Annotated in this window: 17 protein-coding genes; 6 read left to right on the top strand and 11 right to left on the bottom strand. The window is 66.3% G+C overall.

Annotation, left to right across the window (positions count from 1 at the left end; translation table 11 throughout):
* The first annotated feature begins 362 nt into the window (after positions 1-362).
* Positions 363-1,688 carry a SufS family cysteine desulfurase gene (locus DAD99_RS02635; RefSeq protein ID WP_193340221.1) on the top strand — a complete coding sequence of 442 codons (1,326 nt, stop codon included), beginning with the start codon at positions 363-365 and terminating at the stop codon, positions 1,686-1,688.
* Between the two features lie 24 nt (positions 1,689-1,712).
* Positions 1,713-2,162 carry a Fe-S cluster assembly sulfur transfer protein SufU gene (gene sufU, locus DAD99_RS02630; RefSeq protein ID WP_193340220.1) on the top strand — a complete coding sequence of 150 codons (450 nt, stop codon included), beginning with the start codon at positions 1,713-1,715 and terminating at the stop codon, positions 2,160-2,162.
* Positions 2,163-2,193: 31 nt separating this feature from the next.
* On the opposite strand, the gene nhaA is transcribed toward sufU, so the two are convergent.
* The 4 genes from nhaA to DAD99_RS02610 all read right to left on the bottom strand — a co-directional run bounded on the left by nhaA (position 2,194) and on the right by DAD99_RS02610 (position 5,901).
* A complete protein-coding gene (gene nhaA / locus DAD99_RS02625) occupies positions 2,194-3,507 on the bottom strand; it encodes a Na+/H+ antiporter NhaA (RefSeq protein WP_193340219.1) in 1,314 nt (437 codons plus the stop codon).
* Positions 3,508-3,576: 69 nt separating this feature from the next.
* The gene (locus DAD99_RS02620; protein ID WP_193340218.1) at positions 3,577-3,798 is read right to left on the bottom strand and encodes an SCO4848 family membrane protein; all 222 of its coding nucleotides are present in this window, start codon (positions 3,796-3,798) and stop codon (positions 3,577-3,579) included.
* Between the two features lie 3 nt (positions 3,799-3,801).
* On the bottom strand, positions 3,802-4,299 hold the full coding sequence (locus tag DAD99_RS02615) for a DUF2505 domain-containing protein (RefSeq protein ID WP_185262984.1): 498 nt from the start codon (positions 4,297-4,299) through the stop codon (positions 3,802-3,804).
* A gap of 48 nt (positions 4,300-4,347) precedes the next feature.
* Positions 4,348-5,901: an SDR family oxidoreductase gene (locus DAD99_RS02610; protein WP_309233185.1), complete on the bottom strand. Its 1,554-nt coding sequence runs from the start codon at positions 5,899-5,901 to the stop codon at positions 4,348-4,350.
* 180 nt (positions 5,902-6,081) lie between these two features.
* Here DAD99_RS02610 and mfd point away from each other — a divergent pair, with 180 nt between their 5' ends.
* Entirely contained in the window at positions 6,082-9,774 is a 3,693-nt protein-coding gene (gene mfd / locus DAD99_RS02605; RefSeq protein ID WP_193340217.1) for a transcription-repair coupling factor, read from the top strand.
* Between the two features lie 6 nt (positions 9,775-9,780).
* Positions 9,781-10,602, top strand: a complete 822-nt coding sequence (locus tag DAD99_RS02600) for a metal-dependent hydrolase (protein ID WP_193340216.1) — start codon at positions 9,781-9,783, stop codon at positions 10,600-10,602.
* A gap of 111 nt (positions 10,603-10,713) precedes the next feature.
* Here DAD99_RS02600 and DAD99_RS02595 read toward each other — a convergent pair whose 3' ends face one another.
* The 6 genes from DAD99_RS02595 to nirB form a co-directional block, all read right to left on the bottom strand.
* Complete coding sequence (locus tag DAD99_RS02595; RefSeq protein WP_185262987.1) at positions 10,714-10,959, bottom strand: hypothetical protein; 246 nt, start codon at positions 10,957-10,959, stop codon at positions 10,714-10,716.
* A 52-nt stretch (positions 10,960-11,011) separates the two neighbouring features.
* Positions 11,012-11,737 carry a deoxyribose-phosphate aldolase gene (gene deoC / locus DAD99_RS02590; protein WP_185262988.1) on the bottom strand — a complete coding sequence of 242 codons (726 nt, stop codon included), beginning with the start codon at positions 11,735-11,737 and terminating at the stop codon, positions 11,012-11,014.
* 100 nt (positions 11,738-11,837) lie between these two features.
* Entirely contained in the window at positions 11,838-12,722 is an 885-nt protein-coding gene (locus DAD99_RS02585) for an FAD-dependent oxidoreductase (protein WP_185262989.1), read from the bottom strand.
* A gap of 141 nt (positions 12,723-12,863) precedes the next feature.
* The gene (locus tag DAD99_RS02580) at positions 12,864-14,018 is read right to left on the bottom strand and encodes a uroporphyrinogen-III synthase (protein WP_193340215.1); all 1,155 of its coding nucleotides are present in this window, start codon (positions 14,016-14,018) and stop codon (positions 12,864-12,866) included.
* A gap of 14 nt (positions 14,019-14,032) precedes the next feature.
* Entirely contained in the window at positions 14,033-15,067 is a 1,035-nt protein-coding gene (gene cobA, locus DAD99_RS02575) for a uroporphyrinogen-III C-methyltransferase (protein WP_193340214.1), read from the bottom strand.
* A 2-nt stretch (positions 15,068-15,069) separates the two neighbouring features.
* Positions 15,070-17,715 (bottom strand): nitrite reductase large subunit NirB, encoded by a 2,646-nt coding sequence (gene nirB, locus DAD99_RS02570; protein WP_193340213.1) that lies wholly within the window; start codon positions 17,713-17,715, stop codon positions 15,070-15,072.
* A 263-nt stretch (positions 17,716-17,978) separates the two neighbouring features.
* On the opposite strand from nirB, the gene nirD reads away from it, so the two are divergent.
* Complete coding sequence (nirD, locus tag DAD99_RS02565; RefSeq protein WP_185262993.1) at positions 17,979-18,341, top strand: nitrite reductase small subunit NirD; 363 nt, start codon at positions 17,979-17,981, stop codon at positions 18,339-18,341.
* Positions 18,342-18,348: 7 nt separating this feature from the next.
* Here the strand turns inward: nirD and DAD99_RS02560 are convergent, their stop codons facing one another.
* Positions 18,349-20,118: a phospho-sugar mutase gene (locus DAD99_RS02560; protein WP_193340212.1), complete on the bottom strand. Its 1,770-nt coding sequence runs from the start codon at positions 20,116-20,118 to the stop codon at positions 18,349-18,351.
* A gap of 112 nt (positions 20,119-20,230) precedes the next feature.
* On the opposite strand from DAD99_RS02560, the gene DAD99_RS02555 reads away from it, so the two are divergent.
* The gene (locus tag DAD99_RS02555) at positions 20,231-20,716 is read left to right on the top strand and encodes an Rrf2 family transcriptional regulator (protein WP_185262995.1); all 486 of its coding nucleotides are present in this window, start codon (positions 20,231-20,233) and stop codon (positions 20,714-20,716) included.
* Positions 20,717-20,753: the final 37 nt, after the last annotated feature.

Here is a 20,753-nt window from a genome sequence, read left to right as displayed (position 1 = left end):
CCACGGGGCCTAACGCGTAGCCCAGGCGCAAAAAACTAGAGTACTGCCTACTCGTGTGCCGGGCGTTCGTGTGCGGTTGACTTAGTGCGGCAGGAAAACCCGGAGTCACAGGAACCGCGGACCGGCCAACAGACTATTTAGGCCTCGTTTTGACGCAAGCTTCCGGCCCCAGCGGCCGGATCGAAACGGGGTCGGCGACGTCGGAGTCTTCTGAGACCGAGACTCTCCCCCCAGCCGTCGCCGGCCCTCACTTCCGCGGGCTGAAGCCCGGAGCTGCTGTGGCGGTTGCCCATCGGGCCGCCGCCACAGTGGTGTTGTGGGACAATTGAGTGTCAATCCATTGGCATCTCAAGGAGTTCGCTTTGGCCCTAGTATCAACGCCTGCCACGCTGGAACGCGCAGTGCCGGCCATGGATAATGCCGAAGTCCTCAGGATTCGGAACGACTTCCCCGTACTTGGCCAACTGGTCAACGGCCAGCCCTTGGTGTACCTCGATTCGGGCGCCACGTCGCAGAACCCGCTGAGCGTCATCGAAGCTGAGCAGGAGTTTTACGAACAGCGCAACGCTGCCGTGCACCGCGGTGCCCACTATCTGGCAGTGGAGGCAACCGAGGTTTTCGAAGATGCCCGCCAGACCATCGCAGACTTCATCGGTGCCGACTACGCGGAAACGGTGTGGACCTCCAACGCCACCGAAGGCCTGAACCTGATCAGCTACGCGCTGTCGAACGCCTCGCTGTGGGCGGCGCAGGGGCGCGGTGACGCGCGGCTGAAAGAGCTTGGAGTGGGCCCGGGTGACCAGATCGTGGTGACGGAAATGGAGCACCACGCCAACCTGATCCCCTGGCAGGAACTGGCGTTCCGCACCGGCGCCACGTTGCGCTACATCCCCATCGACGACGCCGGTGCCCTGCGGATGGACATTGCGGCCCAGATCCTGGGACAAAAAACCAAGGTCCTCGCCTTCACCCACGCCTCCAACGTGCTGGGCACCATTAATCCCGTGCAGGAACTGGTCGCGCTGGGGCAGCGGGCCGGAGCCCTGGTGGTCCTGGACGCCTGCCAGTCCGCGCCGCACCTGCCGTTGAACGTCAAGGAGCTTGACGTCGACTTCGCCGTCTTCTCCGGCCACAAGATGCTGGCGCCCACCGGAATCGGTGTCCTCTACGGTAGACAGGACATCCTGGACGTGCTGCCACCGTTCCTCACCGGAGGTTCCATGATCACCACCGTGACCATGGAACGGGCCGAGTACCTGCCCGCCCCGCAGCGCTTCGAGGCCGGTACCCAGCGCATCTCGCAGGCGGTTGCCCTGGCCGCCGCAGCCAACTACCTCACGGAAACCGGCCTGGACCGCGTGCACCGCTGGGAATCGGAGCTCGGCCAGCGAATGGTAGCGGGACTGGAGTCCATTCCCGGCATCCGCGTGCTGGGGCCCAGCGCAGGACAGGAACGGATCGGCCTTGCCGCATTCCACGTCGATGGCGTGCACGCGCACGACGTCGGGCAGTTCCTGGATTCCCGGGGCATCGCCGTCCGCGTGGGTCACCATTGCGCCCAGCCGCTGCACCGCCGCCTGGGCCTGACCGCAACCACCAGGGCAAGCGCCTACCTGTACAACACCACAGACGACGTCGACGCCTTCCTGGAAGCCGTAGCCGGAGTCCGCTCCTACTTCCGCGTCTAGCGCGATCACCGAAGGTACACCGCAATGAGCCTTGACCAGCTGTATCAGCAGATCATCCTTGACCATTCCAAGGTCCGCCACGGCAGTGGACTGGCAGGAATCGCCGCACCGGCGGGGGCGTCCACGGGCCAGTCCCGCCAGCTCAACCCCGTCTGCGGTGACGAAGTCACGCTGCGGGTGGCTGTGGAAGGCGGCAAGGTGGCGCAGATTTCCTGGGACGGCGAAGGCTGCTCCATCTCGATGGCATCGGCGTCGGTCCTCAGCGAACTCGGGGAGGGAATGACCGTGGACGAACTGCGTGCCGTCATTGGCAACTTCCGCGAAGTGCTCCGCTCGCGTGGGAAAGTCCACGCCGATCCCGAAATCCTGGGCGACGCCGCGGCATTTGAGGGTGTGGCCCGCTACGCCGCGCGCGTTAAGTGCGCCATGATTTCCTGGGTGGCCGCCGAGGACGCCCTGAACCAGGCAACCTAGGCCCGCACGGTCCGAAGCCGGGCCGCGGCGGTCAGCGCCGCTGCTCGAAAACGTCCGGGACGCCGTCGCCGTCAGCATCGCGCCGTTCCGTCTCTTCCACTTCGCGGTAATGCCGGTTCCGCAGCCGGAGCACCACGGCGGCGAGCAGGGCGGCCGCCAGTGATCCGGTGAGGATGGCCACCTTCGCGTGGTCATCGTGCGCCGAGCCCGCACCGAAGCTCAGCTCCGCGATCAGCAGTGACACCGTGAAGCCCACTCCGGCCAACATTGCAAGGCCGGCAACATCGATCCAGGCGAGGCCGTCGTCGAGCTTTGCCCTGGTGGTCTTCGTGATCAGGTAGGTAGTGCCGAACACTCCAACCGTCTTGCCGACTACCAACGCAGCCACAATTCCCAACGCCACAGGATCCGCGAGGGCCGACCGGAAGCCGTCCAGGCCGCCCACGGCTACTCCGGCCGAAAAGAAGGCGAAGATCGGGACGGCGAAACCTGCCGAAAGCGGGCGGAGCCGGTGTTCAAAGGACTCAGCCATCCCGGAGCCCGTCTCACCACGATTCCGCGACGCCAATACCGGCACGGCAAATGCGAGCAGCACGCCGGCCACCGTGGCGTGGATCCCGGAGGCGTGCACGAGTCCCCAGGTGGCGGCGGCCAGCGGCAGCAACAGGTACCAGCTGCGGACCCTCCTCTGGGCCAGAAGGGCAAACAGCCCCAACGGAACCAGTGCCGCCAGCAAGAAGAGCGGCTGCAGTCCGGACGAGTAGAAGAAAGCGATGATGCCGATGGCCAGCAGGTCATCCACTACGGCCAAGGTCAGCAGGAAGGTCCGGAGGGCAGCAGGCAGGTGGGTGTTGATGACGGCCAGGACGGCCAGGGCAAAAGCGATATCGGTGGCTGTGGGAATTGCCCAGCCACGCAGGCTCTCAGCGTCCTGTCCCAGGTTCACCAGCGTATAGATCAGGGCGGGAACTGCAACCCCTCCCACGGCCGCGGCCACGGGAACCACGGCCTTGGACACCTTGCGAAGTTCGCCGGAGACGAACTCCCGCTTGAGTTCCAGGCCGGCCAGGAAGAAGAAGATGGCCAGGAGACCGTCGGAGGCCCACTGCCCCAAGGAGAGCCGGAGGTGCCAGGGTTCGTAACCGATTTTCAGGTCCCGCAGTGTGAAGTAGCCCTCGGCCGCCGGTGAGTTGGCCCAGAGGAGTGCGGCAGCAGTCGCCAACAAGAGGAGGGCGCCGCCGGCTGTTTCCAGTCTGAGGATCGCGGAGATCCGCAGGAATTCAGGGTAGCTTGAGCGGCTGAGGACCTTAGCGGCGAAAGCGGGACGGGAAGGGTGCTTGGCCATGAATGGCTCCTGGAATTAAGGGGTCGGCAAAATTATTGCCGACCAGACTTCCCGGCGCACCTTTACAGCCTACCCGAGCAGGCCCATAACCCCGATCACCGCGGTGACAGCTCCCAGCACCATCGAAATGCTGACCAGCACCACGTGGACGGTGAGGAACTTTGTGGCCTTGCCGGCGGCGTCCCGCGCCCGGGGGTCCTTCATCACTCGGCGCAGGAACTGCGGCCAGACCACGAGGGACCAGACGCCGGCGATGATCAGCAGGCAGCCCGCAAGCAGAGGGAGCTGCACGGCCTAGTGGCTTTCGAGCCAGGCCTGGGCCTGCTGGGACTGGATGTTCAGGGCCTTGGACACCATGGGCTCGGCCGCCTCGGCGATTTTGCCGCCCAGGAAGGGAACAGAGGACGTGACGTTGCCTTCGAGTTCAATGCGTGTGCTGCCGCCCTCTGCGACGAGCCGCTGGACCGCGGTCACATCAAGGGGGGCGCCGGCGATCTTCAGCGTGATGTTGCTCTGGCGGGAACCGTCAGCCGCTGGGGCCTCCCAGTTTTCCACCTGCGTCACTGTGAGCTTTTCGCCCACGAACTTGCGGGCGATCTCCGGCAGGCGGGTGGTGGGGAGGGTGCGGACCGAGGTGGTGCTGAATGCTCCGTCAACGTCTCCGGCCACTTCGAAAGACTCCAGGGTGCCGCCAACGAATTGGCTGGTGTGCCGCTGGAAGTCCTCGTTGATAAAAACAGCAGCGACGCTGCCGACGGCGTGCGGAAGGGTGGTGGTTGCACTCAGTGCCATGGGTCCTCCAGTGATGTGTAGGTCAGAACGCTTTTTGCTCCCCACATCCTACGGGGAGCCCTGCTGGTTGTTGGAACCGGCCCCCGCGTTGTCGGCGCCGGCGATCTTCTGCGCCGCGGTGGTGATGTTCCGTGCCATCGCCGGAAAAATGAGGCTGTGGAACGGCAGTACGGCCAGCCAGTAGAGCTTTCCGCTGAGGCCCTTGGGGAAGAAAATAGCCCGCTGCCGGTAGCGGCTGCCCGTCCCGTCAGGTTCCACGGACAGCTCAAGCCAGGCACGTCCGGGGGCGCGCATCTCTGCGCGGAGGCGTAACAGTTTTCCGCGCTCTATCCGTTCCACACGCCACCAGTCCACCACTTCGCCTGGGGCCAGGGTGCCAGGATGCCGGCGTCCCCGCAGCAGGCCCGCGCCGCCGGTGAGCTTGTCCAGCCAGCCCCGCACGCGCCAGGCCAGCGGCAGTGAATACCAGCCGTTCCGGCCGCCGATCCCTTCGATGATGGTCCACACGTGGGCAGCATCAACATCCCCGTGGAAAGTCCGCTCATCCATGTAGACGGTGTGGCCTGCCCAGTCCGGATCGCTGGGCAGCGGATCGGCGTCCGCCCCGGCATTTGACCACGTGGTTTCCACCTGGCCGTCACGCTCCTTGCCCAGGGCTAGGGCAACAGCCCGCCGGTACGGAGTCAGACCGCCGGCCGGCACGGGAATATGGGCGTCGATATCTTGCTCGCGGGACACGGCATCGTGCTGCAGCGACTCGACGAGCGGCAGCGACATGGACAGCGGGATCGGCGTGGTCAGCGCCACCCACACGCCGGCGAGCTTAGGGGCCGGAATGGGCAGCGCCAGGACCACCCGGTACGGCAGCCCGGCCTCGGCAGCGTATTCCTTCATCATGCCCGCGTAGCTCAGGACCTGCCGGCAGCCGATGTCGAAGGTGCGGTTGACCGGCCCGTCCATGGAGGCGGCGCCGACAAGGTAGTGCAGCACGTCCCGGACAGCGATCGCTTCGATCTTGTTGCGCACCCAGCTTGGGGCCGGCATCAGCGGAAGGGTCTCGGACAGGTGGCGGATCATTTCGAAGGACGCCGACCCGGAACCGATCACCACCCCGGCCTGGAATACCACCGCGTCCACCGCGCTGTCCAGGAACACCTTCCCTACGGCTTCCCGGGAGCGCATGTGGGTGGACAATTCGACGTTGGCCGGGTGCAGGCCGCCCAGGTAGACGATCCGGCCTACATCGGCTGCGGCAGCAGCTGTGGCGGCTGTTTCCGCCATGGCCTTTTCCTTGGATTCGAATCCGGCGCCGGCGGCCATGGAGTGAACGAGGTAGTACAGCACGTCGACGCCGGCCAGCGACTGGCGCAGGGAAGCGCCGTCGTCGAGACTGCCCTGGATCACCTCAACTTCGCCTAGCCACGGCACGCCAGCGATTTTGGCCGGTGTCCTGACCATGACCTTTACGGTGTGGCCGGCCTCCAGCAGCCGGGGGACCAGGCGACCGCCGATGTAGCCGGAGGCGCCGGTCACCAGGACGGTTTGCGCCGTCCCTGCGGCCGCGGTGGGGGGAATGTCGCTCGGACTCTTGCTATCGCTCACTGAAAGCTCCTCAGGCCAGGCGGGCGGATGCGTCCAACGGGCGCGCGTCCTCAGTAAGCTTAGCAACGGGGGTGCCTGGCGCGCCTCGGCGCAGGGGTAGGCTGGGATGACCCGGGATTCGAAGAGAATTTCGGGTTTTCGTGTTGCCTGCGATCCCTTGAACCCACAGGAGTTTCCGCCATGAGCCCCACTGGCCCGTCCCATCCTGGCCCGTCCCACGCCGGTCCATCGCTGGCCGGGCTGCGCCGTGTCCTGGCAGAAGACCAGACGTTCGCCAGGGTCCAGGCGGAGGCGGCCAGGGGCTTTGATGTCCGGGGCCAGGATTACCAGATCAGCGCGCCGGCCGGTCTCCGTGCCGTCCTGCTGGCGGAAATGGCAGATGGGCTGGCCGCCGGTGCCGACGAAGAAACTCCCGATGGCGGGCTCCCCCCGGTGGTGCTGGCAGTCACCGCGACAGGACGCGAGGCAGAGGACCTGACGGCGGCCCTGCGTGCCTACCTGCCGGCCGATTCAGTGGCCGAGTTCCCCAGTTGGGAAACCCTGCCGCACGAACGGCTCTCGCCCCGCTCGGACACGGTGGGCCGCCGGCTGTCCGTCCTGCGCCGCCTGGCTCACCCGGAAAGTTCGACGTCGGGTCCGTTGCGGGTGGTGGTGGCGCCGGTCCGCGCAGTGGTCCAGCCGATCGTCGCCGGACTGGGTGAGCTGGTTCCGGTCACGCTGAAGGTGGGACAGGACAGGCCGTTCTCCGACGTGGTGCGGAGCCTCGCCGACGCGGCCTACGCACGCGTGGACATGGTCACCCATCGTGGCGAGTTTGCCGTCCGCGGCGGTATCATCGACGTTTTCCCACCCACCGAGGACCATCCCATCCGGGTGGAGTTCTTCGGTGACGAGGTGGACCAGATGCGCTGGTTCGCGGTGGCCGACCAGCGCTCGCTGTCGGCGCCCGGCGTGCATCACCCCGCCGAACTCCATGCCCCGCCCTGCCGCGAAATCCTGATTACGCCGTCAGTGATGTCCCGTGCAGCCACCCTGAAGGCGCAGCTTCCCGCGGCCGCGGACATGCTCGAGAAGATCGCCGGCGGCATCGCCGTGGAAGGTATGGAATCCTTGGCCCCGGTGCTGGTGGATGCCATGGTCCCGTTCGTGAAGCAGCTGCCCGCCGGGTCCATCTCAGTGATCATAGAACCGGAAAAGGTGCGCCGGCGCGCACATGATCTTGCGGCCACCAACGAGGAGTTCCTGGAAGCTGCCTGGTCCACGGCATCCGATGGCGGCAAGGCTCCACTGGACCTCAGCTCGCAGGCGTCGGAAGCCTTGCACTCCGCCAGCTTCCGTTCCCTGGCCGAAACCCGGAGCTCCTCGCTGGAGCACGAGGTCTCGTGGTGGTCCATCACGTCCCTGGCCACTGACGAGGAGCTGGTGCCGGAGATCGACGTCCTCAACCTCCGCGCCCGGGAACCGCGCGGGTACCAGGGTGATGTGGCCGAGATGATGGACTTCATCGGCTCCCACGTCCGGGACCAGTGGCGGATCGTGGTGGCCACTGAGGGGCCCGGCCCTGCGCAGCGCCTGGCGGAACTGTTCCACGATGCCGATATCCCCTGTGCCCGCGTGGACACCCTTGCGAAGGAACCGCAGGCGGGCATCATCGAGGTGACCACTGCCGCCGTCGGACGCGGTTTTGTCCTGGACAGTCTCAAACTGGGGTTGCTCACCGAAGCGGACCTGCTGGGACGGACATCCGCGGGCTCCACCAAGGACATGCGGCGCATGCCGTCCAAGCGACGGAACGCCGTGGACCCGCTGCAGTTGGTCAACGGCGATTCCGTGGTGCACGAACAGCACGGCATTGGGCGTTTTGTGGAGCTGATCCAGCGCAAGGTGGCAGGCGGCGGAGACGGTGTCCGTGAATACCTGGTCCTGGAATACGCACCCTCCAAGCGCGGCGCCCCGGGGGACCGGCTGTTTGTGCCCACCGACCAGCTGGACCAGGTAACCCGGTATGTCGGCGGAGACACGCCTGTCCTCAGCAAGATGGGCGGCTCCGATTGGGCGAGCACCAAGTCCAAAGCACGCAAGGCCGTCAAAGAGATCGCCGGCGAACTCATCCGGCTGTACTCCGCCCGGATGGCCTCAAAGGGACATGCCTTCGGGCCGGACACCCCGTGGCAGCGTGAGCTTGAGGAGGCCTTCCCATATGTGGAGACGCCGGACCAGCTGACCACCATCAACGAGGTCAAAGCGGACATGGAACGGGAGATCCCCATGGACCGCCTGGTGTCCGGCGACGTGGGCTACGGCAAGACCGAGATCGCGGTCCGGGCGGCGTTCAAGGCGGTCCAGGACGGGAAGCAGGTGGCGGTCCTGGTGCCCACCACCCTGTTGGCCCAGCAGCACTACGAAACGTTCACCGAACGCTTCTCCGGCTTCCCCCTGCGGGTCAAGGCTCTGTCGCGGTTCCAGGGGACCACGGAAACCAAAGAGACCGTGGAGGGTGTCAAGAGCGGCTCCGTCGACGTCGTTATCGGCACGCACCGGCTGCTGTCCAAGGACTTCGCCTTCAAGGACCTTGGCCTGGTGATCGTGGACGAGGAACAGCGCTTCGGCGTGGAGCACAAGGAAGCGCTGAAGAAGATGCGCACCAACGTGGACGTGCTGGCCATGAGCGCCACCCCGATTCCGCGGACACTGGAGATGTCCCTGACGGGCATCCGCGAAACCTCCACGCTGGCCACGCCGCCGGAGGAACGCCACCCCGTGCTGACCTACGTGGGCCCGTACACGGACAAGCAGTCCTCGGCAGCGATCCGGCGTGAGCTGATGCGCGAAGGCCAGGTGTTTTTTGTCCACAACCGGGTGTCCACCATCGAACGGACGGCCGCGAAGATCCGTGAACTGGTTCCGGAAGCGCGCGTGGAGGTGGCGCACGGGCAGATGTCCGAGAGCCGGCTGGAGCAGATCATTGTGGATTTCTGGGAAAAGCGCTTCGACGTCCTGGTGTGCACCACCATCATCGAAACCGGCCTGGACATCTCCAACGCAAACACCCTGATCGTGGACGGGGCCGACAAATACGGCCTCTCCCAGCTGCACCAGCTCCGCGGCCGGGTGGGGCGCGGCCGTGAACGCGCCTATGCCTATTTCCTGTACCCGTCCGAGAAGCCCCTGGGCGAGGTGGCCCTGGAACGGCTCAAAGCCGTCGCCACCCACAATGAGCTCGGCGCCGGCATGCAGCTGGCCATGAAGGACCTCGAAATCCGCGGCGCCGGCAACCTGCTGGGCGGCGAGCAGTCCGGCCACATCCAGGGCGTGGGCTTCGACCTCTACATCCGCCTGGTGGGTGAGGCGGTGGCCGATTTCCGCGGCGACGCCGAGGAAAAGGCCGCCGAAATGAAGATCGAGCTGCCGGTCAACGCGCACCTCCCGCACGATTATGTGCCGGGGGAGCGGCTCCGCCTGGAGGCCTACCGCAAGCTGGCATCTGCCTTGACGTACGAGGCCATCGAGGAAGTGCTGGCCGAGCTTGTGGACCGCTACGGCGAGCCGCCGCTGCCGGTCCAGAACCTCATTGCCGTGGCCCGCTTCCGGGTGGGTGCCCGAGAAGCCGGCCTGTCCGACGTCGCACTTCAGGGCAACTTCATCAAGTTCTCGCCGGCGCAGCTGCCGGAGTCGAAACTGATGCGGCTGACCCGGATGTACCCGGGTTCCCAGTCCAAGCCTGCCCTGGACGCGGTGCTGATTCCGAAGCCCAAGACCGCGAGGATCGGCGGCCGGGACCTGCAGGACGCCGAAATCCTCGAATGGGCCAACGGGGTCATCCGCAACATCTTCTCCGACGCGCCACTCGCCGCTCCGGCAGTAAGCGGTTAGGGCTTGATGGGAGGACACCACGCCGCGTCGGGGGCCGCGGCGTGGGTGGCTATTGCCTCAACCGGACCGTACACGCTGGGCTGGTATCCGCTGGACGCCACAGGAATCATCATCGGCGGAATGGCGACGGCGGGGACGGCGCTCGTGTGCGACTGGGACCACCGGCACAGCACCGTGGCAAACTCTTTGCCGCCGCTTTCCAACCTGATTGCGGTGGGTATTGAGAACGCCAGCGGCGGGCACCGGCAAGGAACCCACTCGGTGCTCGGGGCTGCGTGCTTTGTGCTGCTGGCCATGATGGCCGGCCAGTTCCAGCTGCAGACAGCGTGGGGCCTGCTGTCCGTGGGTGCCGGCCTGCTGTGCATGTTCATGATCAACATTGCGGCCAAGGCGCTGAAGCTGTTTCCCAAGTCCGGATTTATCAGCAACTGGATCTTTGCCCTGGCCATGGCCGGGCTGGTGACCTGGTTCGCGCCGGAGCAGTGGACGTGGCTGCCCGTATCGATGCTGACCGGGGTAGTGGTCCACATCGTGGGGGACATGATCACCACCGGGGGCGTGCCCCTGCTCTGGCCGATCGTCATCAAGCCACCGAAGTTTCTCCGGAAACTGCCGGTGCTCAATGACGTCTGGAAAGCCAACGGCGCCTTTTCCCTGCCGTTGCTGGGCCGCGCCGGTTCCAAGCGCGAGTGGCTGGTCCTGATCCCGGTGAGCGCCTACGCGATGGTGGGCATGTTCATGGCGGCGTGGTCGTTGGCCAAAGCCCATTTCCCGGCCGCCATGGCACTCGGTAAGACCGTGGTCAGCCGGCTGCTGGGCGCGGACTGACACGGGATTGACGCGGGCTGTAGGTGAACGGCCAGTCTTTAGCGTTCATGACTCAAAAAGCTGCGGCCCCGGAATATCCGGGGCCGCAGACCTTTAAGTTGCAGAGGGTTCTTACTTGCCGCCGGCTGAATCGGAGCGACCGGTGATGGTCTGCGGGATCCAGAACGCCAGGAAAAACAGGCCCAGGCAGACGGCCATCGGCCACGGGTTGCCGAGCGTGAGGAAGGACAGGGAGTAGATGGAGCCCAGGAACAGCGCCATCATGGATACAAACAGAAGGATGCTGCCCACGAGGCTGTTCTCGTTCTGGGGGGTTTGTACCGTGGCGTTGCCGGACTCGGTGGTCTTGCTGGACATTTGTTCCTCCTAGGCCCCGCGGGGCTCAAACTGTGGCGGCTCCGGGCCGGCGTCAGTAGCTGGCTGAACCCTGTTCACCCTTGACGATGGCAATGCCGGAGCTGGCACCAATACGTGTTGCACCTGCAGCAATCATAGCCTGCGCGTCGGCGAGGGAACGTACGCCGCCGGACGCCTTGACGCCGAGATCGGGGCCTACAGTGCGGCGCATCAGTGCGATGTCCTCGGCCGTGGCACCCCCGCCATTGAACCCCGTGGACGTCTTGACGAAGTCCGCCCCCGCTTCAACGGACGCAAGGCAGGCAAGGACCTTCTGGTCATCGCTGAGCAACGCGGTTTCGATGATGACCTTCAGGATGGCTCCGCCCGCGTGGACCGCGTCCGCGACGGCGGAGATATCGTCCACCAGCGCACCCTTGTCACCGGCGCGGGCGGCCGCGATGTTGATGACCATATCGATTTCGTCCGCGCCGTCCAGCACCGCGCCCCGGGCTTCAAATGCCTTCACATCGCTGGGTGTGGCACCCAGGGGAAAGCCGATCACCGAGCACGTCAGTACCCCGGACCCCTTGAGCGCGGTCTTGACCGTCTTGACCCAGAGGGGATTCACGCAGACTGACTTGAAGTGGTACTCAGCGGCCTCGGCACACACATCGAGGATCTCCGCTTCGCTGGCCTCGGGCTTGAGCAGCGTGTGGTCGATGTAGGCAGCGATGTTGCCCGGTGCTGAGACCGTACCGGCTCCAGTCAGGTCGGTAGGAGTGGCTGCGTTGCTCATGATGGTCCTTTCCATGTGGCCTTGTGGGCCGCCGGAGCCACGCTGTGCGTGGCTGTTCAGGTGACCATCTTGTCACAGCGGGTGTCACGGCGGCGGACGTTTAGGCGGCCGCAGGCACGTGCCCGGCCACACCCGTGGCCGGGGCGTCCGCCGCTGATGTAGCGGTCATCAGCTGCGCAGCGCAGGCGCCGGCGGCAGAGGCCGCCGCGACCAGCAGTCCCAGCCGCACGCCGTCGAACGCGGCGGCGTCGCCGATAGCCCAGACACCGGCGACCGATGTCCGGTAGTCCTTGCTGATGGCGATTCCGCCGTTGGGGGCGGTAGCGAGTCCGGCGCTGGCGGCGAGTCCATCGCGGGAGACCCGCTCTTCGGCCAGGACAACCAGGTCGCCGTTCATGCTGCTGCCGTCGTCGAAGACAACCCCGGAGGCGGTCAGGCCTGAGCCGGCGATGGAGTGCACCACGGCGGCCGGCCGGACCGTTGTGCGGATAGGCCGGACGCCGCGGGCCCGCAGCACTGCTTCGGCCTGGCCCGCAGCCGCACCGGTTCCCACGAGGATTCCCAGTGGCCGCCGGCCCAGTTCCCGCGTCACTTCCTTCACGGCGTCGCCGATCCGGGCTGCGTCGTCGATCGTGGAGTAGCTCAGGCAGCGGCCGGCGCCCGCTACCGGGGACGCGACGGGCGCTGATCCGGTGGCGATGACCAGCTCGTCGTAGCTCAGTTCCATGCCATCGGCGGTGGTAACGGAACGGTTCTCCGCGTCGATGAAGCTGGCCGGCTGGCCGAAGCGGACTGATACCTGTGGCAGCTCTGCCAGTTCCAGGAGTTCGGCGGGAGCGTCGTCCCGGTTGCTGAGGACGGTGACCGTGCCGCGGAAGCGTGCACCGTCCAGCTGGCGGACCAGCGCCTGTGCGGCGGGCCCTGCTCCGGCAATGACAATGCGAGGAGCCGGGGAAACTGAGGTGGACGGTGCCGGAGCGGACATGTGCTGGCCCTTTCGCTGGCGGCCGCAGGAGCGGCCGGGACTTCGTGATGAATCCCAGCGTAGGCTGCCCGTTTTTCCACCGTGTTTCCATATCGTCGCTGCCATTTACCGCCCGGTAACAATAGGAGAGGGCGGGAGGCGCTAGACCCGGATCCGGTAACCCCGCTTGACCACCGTCTCCACCAGGCGGCCGTCCGGCAGCGATGACCGCAGGCGGCTGACCGTCATGTCCAGTGCATGGACCGAGCCCTTCAGCTCCAGCAGTTCCGACAGCGATTCCCGGGAAAGTACAGCCCCACCGGCCCCCAGGAGGGCACGCAGCAGCAGCAGCGGCGCAGGCGCCAGCTCAACCTGCACTCCGTCGACCCGCAGGCTGCGCCCGCGCAGCTCAAGGTTGCCGGACGCGGTGTCCAGCCTGCGCACATGGTTCAGGGCGAGGTGCTCACACACCAGCCGGATGAGGGCGCCCATCCGGAACCGCTCCGGAATGAGCGGCGAGATGCCGGCATCGATCAGGGGCTGGGCGGTGACCGGCCCCACCACTGCCGTCGTGACGTTTGTTTTCAGGCTTTCGATGAGCTGCTTGTAGACGCCCATCTCGTGGGCGGTACTCCATACGGCATCGACGGCGGGTGCGCTCGTGAAGGTGAGCACGTCCAGGTTGCCGCTGCACACAGCCTCGATGAGGCGCGGAAGCCGGTCTTCGCCGTCGGGCTTCACCCAGCGGTACGGGGTGACCGTCAGGACCGTGGCCCCGGACATACGCAGGCGTTCCAGCTGCCGGACGTCCGTGTAGCCGTGCAGCTGCACGGCCACGGTCTTGCCGCGCACGCCTTCGGCAAGCAACATGTCCACCAGTGTTGCGGTGGTTTCGTCGCTGCTGATTCCTACGTCGGCGAGTCCGGCCGCGCGGACGGCGCCGCGGGCTTTGGGGCCGCGGACGAACATCCGGCATCCGGCGAGGGTTTCCAGCAGCTGCTCACCGATCCCAAAGGAGTCGGCGGCTTCGCACCAGCGGCGCATGCCGTACGCCGTGGTGGCGATGCACAGGTCCGGGCGTGCGGCGATGATCGCCTTGGTGTCCTCGATGAGGCGGACGTCCTCCTGCACCGGGGCGATCTTGAGGGCCGGGGCATGCAGCACTTCCGCGCCGCGGCGTTCCAGGGCCTCAATGAGGTCCCGGGAGCGCCGGTGCGAGGTGACTCCGATGCGGAAGCCCTCCAGCGGGGAGTCCGCGGCCTCCGGCCCGGATGTCTCTGCAAGCTGGGCGGGTTCAGCTGGTGCCAGTGCGTTCATGGGGGTCAATCCTTTCATGAACCGAGCAGCGAGGCCGCCAGGCGATCGAGGTCGGCGGCGGCCTCAGCATGCCCGCGGTTGGCTTCCGCCACGCGAACCACCTCGCCAATGACGAGCACCGCGGGATTGCTGCACCCGGCAGCGGCGGAGGTGATGGTGCCCAGGTCCGCGATGGTGGTGCGCTGGCCGGGGCGGTAACCGCGTTCGACGACGGCCATGGGCATGTCGGGCCGCATGCCGGCTTTACGGAGTCCGGCCGCGAGCTGGTGGAGGGTGCCAATGCCCATCAGGACCACAATGGTGCCGCCCAGCCCGGCCAGGTGGGTGTGTTCCTTTTCCGTCAGGGGCGCGTGGCCGGAGACCACAGTGAACATGTGGCTGACCTCGCGGTGCGTGACAGGGATGCCGGCGGCCGCCGGCACGGAGATCGCGCTGGTGACGCCGGAGATGACACGGACAGGCACGCCCGCTGCCACGCAGGAGGCCACTTCTTCGCCGCCGCGGCCAAAGACGTAGGGATCGCCACCTTTGAGGCGGACCACGTTGTTGCCGGCGAGGGCGCTTTCGACCATGAGCTTCTCGATGTCGGCCTGGCTCACTTTGTGGTGGCCGGGCTTCTTGCCCACATCCACCAGTTCGGCGGAGGTCAGGTCCGGCAGGTCCTGGCAGGGAGCCAGCCGGTCGAAGAACACCACGTCCGCATCGCGGAGAGCCTTCACGGCTGCGACGGTCAGCAGCTCGGTGGTGCCGGGTCCGCCACCCACCAGGGTGACGTGGCCGACGGGTCCGGCGGCAGGCTCGGCCGCCACCGGGATGCCGGTGGCGGCGCAGCGCTCGAGCAGGGGCTCCCAGCCGGGCTGGCCGTCGTCGACCGCTGCAACCAGGAACGGGCGCTCGGGAAGCGGGCCGTCATGCGCTGCACCCGCAGGGGTGCTGAGGCGGTAGACGACGGCGCCCGCCGCCGCGTAGCGGCGGACCGCCTGGCGGGCGGCGTGTTCGGAGCCGGTGACCAGGACTTCGCGGCCGGTGAGATCAATGCTGAGCTGCATGGCTATACCTCGTTCTCGGCGCGGGGCCGCATGGGGATGGAGGCGCCGATCAGGACTGGCTGTTGGCTGGCGCGCGTCTTTTCCTCCGCAGTGGCAGGGCGCATCTGGCCACGCTCGTCGGAGACGAAGGTGATGGAGTCGTCCTTCTGGTCGGGTGCGTTGACGAAGGAACGGAACCGGCGCAGGCGCTCGGGGTCCTTGAGGGTGTCTGCCCACTCGTCCACGTAGGTGTCAACGTGCTTGGCCATGGCGGCTTCAAGTTCCTCGGCGATGCCCAGGGTGTCCTTGACCACCACGTCCTCGACGTGCTTGATGCCGCCGTCGAGCTCTTCCTGCCAGCGCGCGGTGCGCTGCAGGCGGTCCGCGGTGCGGATGTAGTACATGAAGTAGCGGTCGATGTACTTGAGCAGGGTTTCGTCGTCGAGGTCCTTGGCCAGCAGTTGGGCGTGGGCCGGGGTGGCACCGCCGTTGCCGCCGACGTACAGGTTCCAGCCGTCGGCGGTGGCGATCACGCCGACGTCCTTGCCGCGGGCCTCGGCGCATTCGCGGGCACAGCCGGAGACGCCCATCTTGAGCTTGTGCGGGCTGCGGAGGCCTCGGTACCGGAGTTCGAGCTGGATGGCCATGGCCACCGAGTCCTGGACACCGAAACGGCACCAGGTGGAACCGACACAGGACTTCACGGTGCGCAGGCTCTTGCCGTACGCCTGGCCGGATTCGAAGCCGGCGTCCACCAATTCCTTCCAGATTTCCGGCAGCTCTTCCAGCCGGGCACCGAACATGTCGATCCGCTGGCCGCCGGTGATCTTGGTGTACAGGTTGTACTTCTCGGCCACGGCGGCGATAACGCCGAGCTTCTTCGGGGTGATCTCGCCGCCGGCGATGCGGGGGACCACCGAGTAGGTGCCGTCCTTCTGCATGTTCGCGAGGGCGCGGTCGTTGGTGTCCTGCAGGGTGCCGCGGCCGGCATCCAGGACGTAGGCGCTGTTCTGGCTGGCCAGGATGTTGGCGATGGTGGGCTTGCAGATATCGCAGCCGGCACCCGTGCCGTACTTGGCCATGATCTCCTCGAAGGAGGTCAGTTCCAGGACGCGGATGGCGTCGAAGAGTTCCTGACGGGACAGCTCGATGTGCTCGCAGAGTGCCTTGGAGACCTCGACGCCGGACTTGGTGAGTTCGGTTTCCAGCAGCTTCTTGAGCATCGGCACGCAGGATCCGCAGCTGGTGCCGGCGCGGGTGCAGCCCTTGAGCTCGCCAAGCTCCTGGACGGGGGCGTTGCCGTCGCAGGCGCCGCAGCCGTTGATGGCGTCGCGGATGGTGCCGGCGGCCACGTTGTTGCAGGAACAAAGGATGGCGTCGTCCGGGAGTTCGGTGTCCGGGGCGTCGCCGCCGCCGGCCGCCGTGAGGTAAGCGCCCGGTTCGGCGCTGAGTTCGCGGCCGAGCAGCGGGCGCAGGCTCATGTAAGGGGATGCGTCGCCCACGAAGATGCCGCCGAGCAGGGTTTTGGCATCGTCGGTGGTGACGATCTTCTGGTAGACGCCGCGGGCGGGGTCTGCATAGACGATCTCGAGGGAGTGCTCGGTCCGGGCGAACGCGTCACCGAAGCTGGCAACGTCCACGCCGGAGAGCTTGAGCTTCGTGGCGGTGTCAAAGCCCGGGAAGGTGGCTGCGCCGCCGTGGAGGCGGTCCGCGACGATCTCGGCCATGGTGTTGGCGGGGGCAACCAGGCCCAGGCACATGCCCTCAAAGTTGGCCACTTCACCGATTGCCCAGATACCGGGGACTTCTGTGGCGCAGAAGTCGTTGATGACCACGCCGCCGCGCGGGCCCAGGCTGAACTGCGGCTCCTCGCCTTCGGCTGCGCGGAAGAGTTCGTCACGGGGCTTGACGCCGATGGCCACGATGACGAGATCGGCGGGGATGATCCGTTCGTCCGCCATGAGGACGCCGGTGACTTGTCCGTCGTCGTCGGAAAGGACCTGCGAGGGGAACACGCCGCCGTGGACCGTAAAGCCCTTGGCTTCGATGAGGCGGCCCAGCGACTGGCCCGCGCCTTCGTCCAGCTGGGTGTTCATCAGCCACGGTGCGCCGTTAATAACCACGGGAGTCGCGCCGAGCTGTTCAGTGCCTGCAGCTGACTCGAGTCCCAGGAGCCCGCCGCCGATGGTCACGGCATTGATCTTGCGGCCCAGCTTTTCCGTGAGCTCCGCGATGGCCTTGTTGATGGCCCAGACGTCCTCGAGCGTGCGGTAAACATGCACGTGCTCGGCGCCGGGGATGGGCAGGCGCATGGCGTCGGAGCCGGTGGCAACCACCAGGTCGTCGTATTCAAAGATGCTGCCGGCTGCGGTCTCAACCGTCTTCGCTCCGGCATTGATCTTGACCACGCGTTCGCCGGTCTTCAATGACAGGGAAGCGTGGTCCCACATGGAGGCAGAGCCCAGGGTGAGGTCCACGCTGCTGTCCGTCAGTGCCTTGGACAGAGCCACGCGGTCATAGGGGAGGTGGGCTTCTTCCGTGAGGACCGTGACGTCCCAGCCCTCAAGGCCCCGGGTGTGCATGGCATCGGCGAAGCGGTGGGCAGCAGGGCCGCCACCGGCGACGACGATCCGGCGCGGTGCCGTCTGGGGTGAAGTCTGTTCGGTCACTGTGGGCCTTTCGCATGTGCCGCAGACGATGTTCTGCGACTTTCTCTGACGAGGTGTCCATCCAGACTAGGTAGCCGCAGTTTCGCTTCAGTTTCCCTTATGTTTCGTAGGCTTAACTTCTGCATCACGAACGCGTTTCCGAGCGGGTGAGGTCTCTTTTACGCGCCGGACACATTCACTGCACGCCTCTGAAACACCCGTTGCCTAAGTTGTTTGGTACGGCCATAGAGGTGGCCAATAAAGCACGGGGAGAGGAGCCGGACATGACGGCAACACTGGAACTTGGGGCGCTCGCCGCCGACACCGCTACCTGGCACCGGGTCTGCGCCGTGGACGAGCTGGAGCTCGCCTGGGGCGAAGCAGCACTCATTGCGGGCCGCCAGGTGGCACTCTTCCGGACGGGCCCCAGTGAAGTTTTTGCCGTGGCCCACGAAGATCCCGCCACCGGCGCCCACGTGATGGCACGGGGCATCCTGGGTTCACGCGGCACACGACCCACCATCGCTTCGCCGCTGCACAAAGAGGTCTACGATCTGGAAACCGGTGAATGCTTCGGAACCGCCGCGGTGCGCCTGGAAACGTTCAGCACCCGCATTTCAGACGGTTTCATCGAAGTTGAGGTTTAGCGTCCCGCTAGAGCCCGAGCGCCTCGCGGACATCACCGAGCACATGGTCCAGGGCGGAACGGGCTGCCTGCCGGGCTTCGGGCAGTTCGGCAGCTGACTCAACCGGGAGGATGACCTCCAGGTAGCACTTGAGCTTTGGCTCGGTGCCGCTGGGCCGGATGATGACCCGGGTGTTGTCCCGGGTCAGATACAGCAGGCCATCGGTGGGCGGCAGCTGCCCGCTCCCTTCGGCCAGGTCCACAAAAGTTTCAACAGCGGACGAACCGAACGAACCGGGCGGGCTCACCCGGAGCCGGTTCATCATGGCGTCCAGCAGGCCCAGATCCGCCACCCGGATGCTCAGTTGGTCGCCGGCGTGCAGACCGTGCTGAAGGTAGAGCTCATCCAGGGTGTCGAAGATGGTTTTTCCGTCCGCCTTGGCGGTGGCAGCCATTTCCGCGATGAGGACAGCGGCAGAGATCCCGTCCTTGTCCCGGACCAGGTCCGGTGCAACGCAATAGCCCAGGGCTTCCTCGTAGCCGTAAACCAGCCCGGGCACCCGGGAAATCCATTTGAACCCGGTCAGTGTTTCCTCATGCTCGTATCCTGCCGCGGCGGCGATACGGGAGAGCAGGCGCGAGGACACAATCGAGTTGGCGAAGACGCCGGCCCCTTCACCAGTGCCAAGTCCGTCCGCACTGCCTGACGCTTGGTGTGGCCCGGCCGCCAGCCGGGCCACAATGTGTGCTCCCAGCAGCGCGCCAACCTCGTCGCCGCGGAGCATACGCCAAGCGCCGGTGTCCGGATCTTTGGCCGCCACTGCAGCGCGGTCCGCATCCGGATCGTTGGCCAGGACAATATCGGCGTCGACGCGGACGGCAGTTTCCAGGGCCAGGTCCAGCGCGCCGGGTTCTTCCGGATTGGGAAAGCTCACCGTGGGAAAGTCGGGATCCGGCTCAGCCTGTTCAGCCACCAAGGTGACATCGGCAAAGCCGGCAGAATTAAGCACCGCCACGGCAGTTTCGCCGCCCACACCGTGCATGGGGGTCAGGACAATCCGCAGGTCACGGGACGGGAAGCGGCCCGCATCGGCGAGTGCCGCCGTCGCGCGTTCATAATCCGCCGCAACCGACGGGTCCAGGACCGCCCAGCCGTCGGCCGCCAGGGTGATGGATTCCAGGGCGCCCACGGCATCGATCCGCGCCGCGATCCTGGCGTCGTAGGGGGCCACGATCTGCGCTCCGCGGCTGCTGCGCTCCACGGCATGACGGCCCAGATACACCTTGTAGCCGTTGTCCTGCGGGGGATTGTGGCTGGCGGTCACCATCACACCGCCGTCGCAATTGAGGGCCCGCACAGCGAATGCGAGCAGCGGGGTGGGCAGTGCGGACGGCATCAGGAACGTTTCGATCCCGGCGGCCGTAAAGATGGCCGCCGTTTCCTCGGCGAAGATGTCGGAGTTGTAGCGGGCGTCATAGCCGACGACGGCGCGTGGCCGGGTCCCGGGGGCGGCCTCACCCACCGCATCAACCAGGAAGTCGGCGAGGCCGGCGGCGGCGCGGCGCACCACCACGCGGTTCATGCGGTTCGGCCCTGCGCCCAGGGCGGCGCGGAGGCCTGCGGTGCCGAACTGAAGGGTGCCGTTGAAGCTGTCGGCCAGCTCCTGTGATGCTGCGGGGGAGCCCTCCTCCGCGAGTTGCAGCAGCTCGGTGAGCTCTGCGGCTGTGGCGGGATCCGGATCTTTGGCCGCCCATTCGCGGGCTTGGCTGAACAAGGAAGCGGCATCGGAGGACGTCATGCGGTCAACGCTATCGTCATTGCTTCAGGAACTGTGCCTGAACACCCACCTGTGACAGCGGAAACCAGCGGAATCCTTGCCGTAGATTTTCTGGACAAGTAATGTCGCGGATATGAAACTGGGCCAGGGTGTTGAGTGGGGGCTGCATAGCTGCGTCAACATGTCCTGGACCGTGCCGGGGGAGGCTGTCAGCAGTGCACGCCTGGCCGAATTTTACAAGCTTTCCGCCGCGTACCTGAACAAACAGCTCCAGGCCCTGGTGCGGGCCGGGATCCTTACCTCGGTGTCCGGGCCGCGGGGCGGCTTCTCGCTGGCCAGGCGTCCGGACCGGATTTCCGTCCTTGACGTGGTCCTCGCCATCGAAGGAAGTGACCATGCCTTCCGGTGCGAAGGCATCGCCAAGGACGCCCCGGGCGGGGGCATGGACGCCGACTACGCCCGCACGTGCCTCATCTCCCAGACCATGCGCCACGCCGAAGTCACCTGGCGGACTGAGCTGTCCCGGCAGAGCATTGCCGGGATCGCCCAGTCCATCGAGCGCCGGTTTCCCGAAGCCCGGGAGGCCACGGTCAGTCAACTTATGGGCACCAGATCGTGACCAGCCCAGAGGCAACGCGGGGTCACTTAGCGCCCGT

It is taken from the genome of Pseudarthrobacter sp. AB1 (genome assembly GCF_014926485.1).
In the GTDB taxonomy this organism is placed as follows: domain Bacteria; phylum Actinomycetota; class Actinomycetes; order Actinomycetales; family Micrococcaceae; genus Arthrobacter.
The sequence above is the reverse complement of the archived record's forward strand: the minus strand, read 5'-3'. Positions and strand labels throughout refer to the sequence as shown.

What these genes read in the sequence shown, in the direction of transcription:
- sufU (WP_193340220.1), top strand. Translation starts at nt 1,713, where the DNA reads ATGAGCCTTGACCAGCTGTATCAGCAGATCATCCTTGACCATTCCAAG.
- nhaA (WP_193340219.1), bottom strand. Translation starts at nt 3,507, where the DNA reads ATGGCCAAGCACCCTTCCCGTCCCGCTTTCGCCGCTAAGGTCCTCAGC.
- DAD99_RS02615 (WP_185262984.1), bottom strand. Translation starts at nt 4,299, where the DNA reads ATGGCACTGAGTGCAACCACCACCCTTCCGCACGCCGTCGGCAGCGTC.
- mfd (WP_193340217.1), top strand. Translation starts at nt 6,082, where the DNA reads ATGAGCCCCACTGGCCCGTCCCATCCTGGCCCGTCCCACGCCGGTCCA.
- DAD99_RS02600 (WP_193340216.1), top strand. Translation starts at nt 9,781, where the DNA reads ATGGGAGGACACCACGCCGCGTCGGGGGCCGCGGCGTGGGTGGCTATT.
- DAD99_RS02595 (WP_185262987.1), bottom strand. Translation starts at nt 10,959, where the DNA reads ATGTCCAGCAAGACCACCGAGTCCGGCAACGCCACGGTACAAACCCCC.
- deoC (WP_185262988.1), bottom strand. Translation starts at nt 11,737, where the DNA reads ATGAGCAACGCAGCCACTCCTACCGACCTGACTGGAGCCGGTACGGTC.
- DAD99_RS02585 (WP_185262989.1), bottom strand. Translation starts at nt 12,722, where the DNA reads ATGTCCGCTCCGGCACCGTCCACCTCAGTTTCCCCGGCTCCTCGCATT.
- DAD99_RS02580 (WP_193340215.1), bottom strand. Translation starts at nt 14,018, where the DNA reads ATGAACGCACTGGCACCAGCTGAACCCGCCCAGCTTGCAGAGACATCC.
- cobA (WP_193340214.1), bottom strand. Translation starts at nt 15,067, where the DNA reads ATGCAGCTCAGCATTGATCTCACCGGCCGCGAAGTCCTGGTCACCGGC.
- nirD (WP_185262993.1), top strand. Translation starts at nt 17,979, where the DNA reads ATGACGGCAACACTGGAACTTGGGGCGCTCGCCGCCGACACCGCTACC.
- DAD99_RS02560 (WP_193340212.1), bottom strand. Translation starts at nt 20,118, where the DNA reads ATGACGTCCTCCGATGCCGCTTCCTTGTTCAGCCAAGCCCGCGAATGG.
- DAD99_RS02555 (WP_185262995.1), top strand. Translation starts at nt 20,231, where the DNA reads ATGAAACTGGGCCAGGGTGTTGAGTGGGGGCTGCATAGCTGCGTCAAC.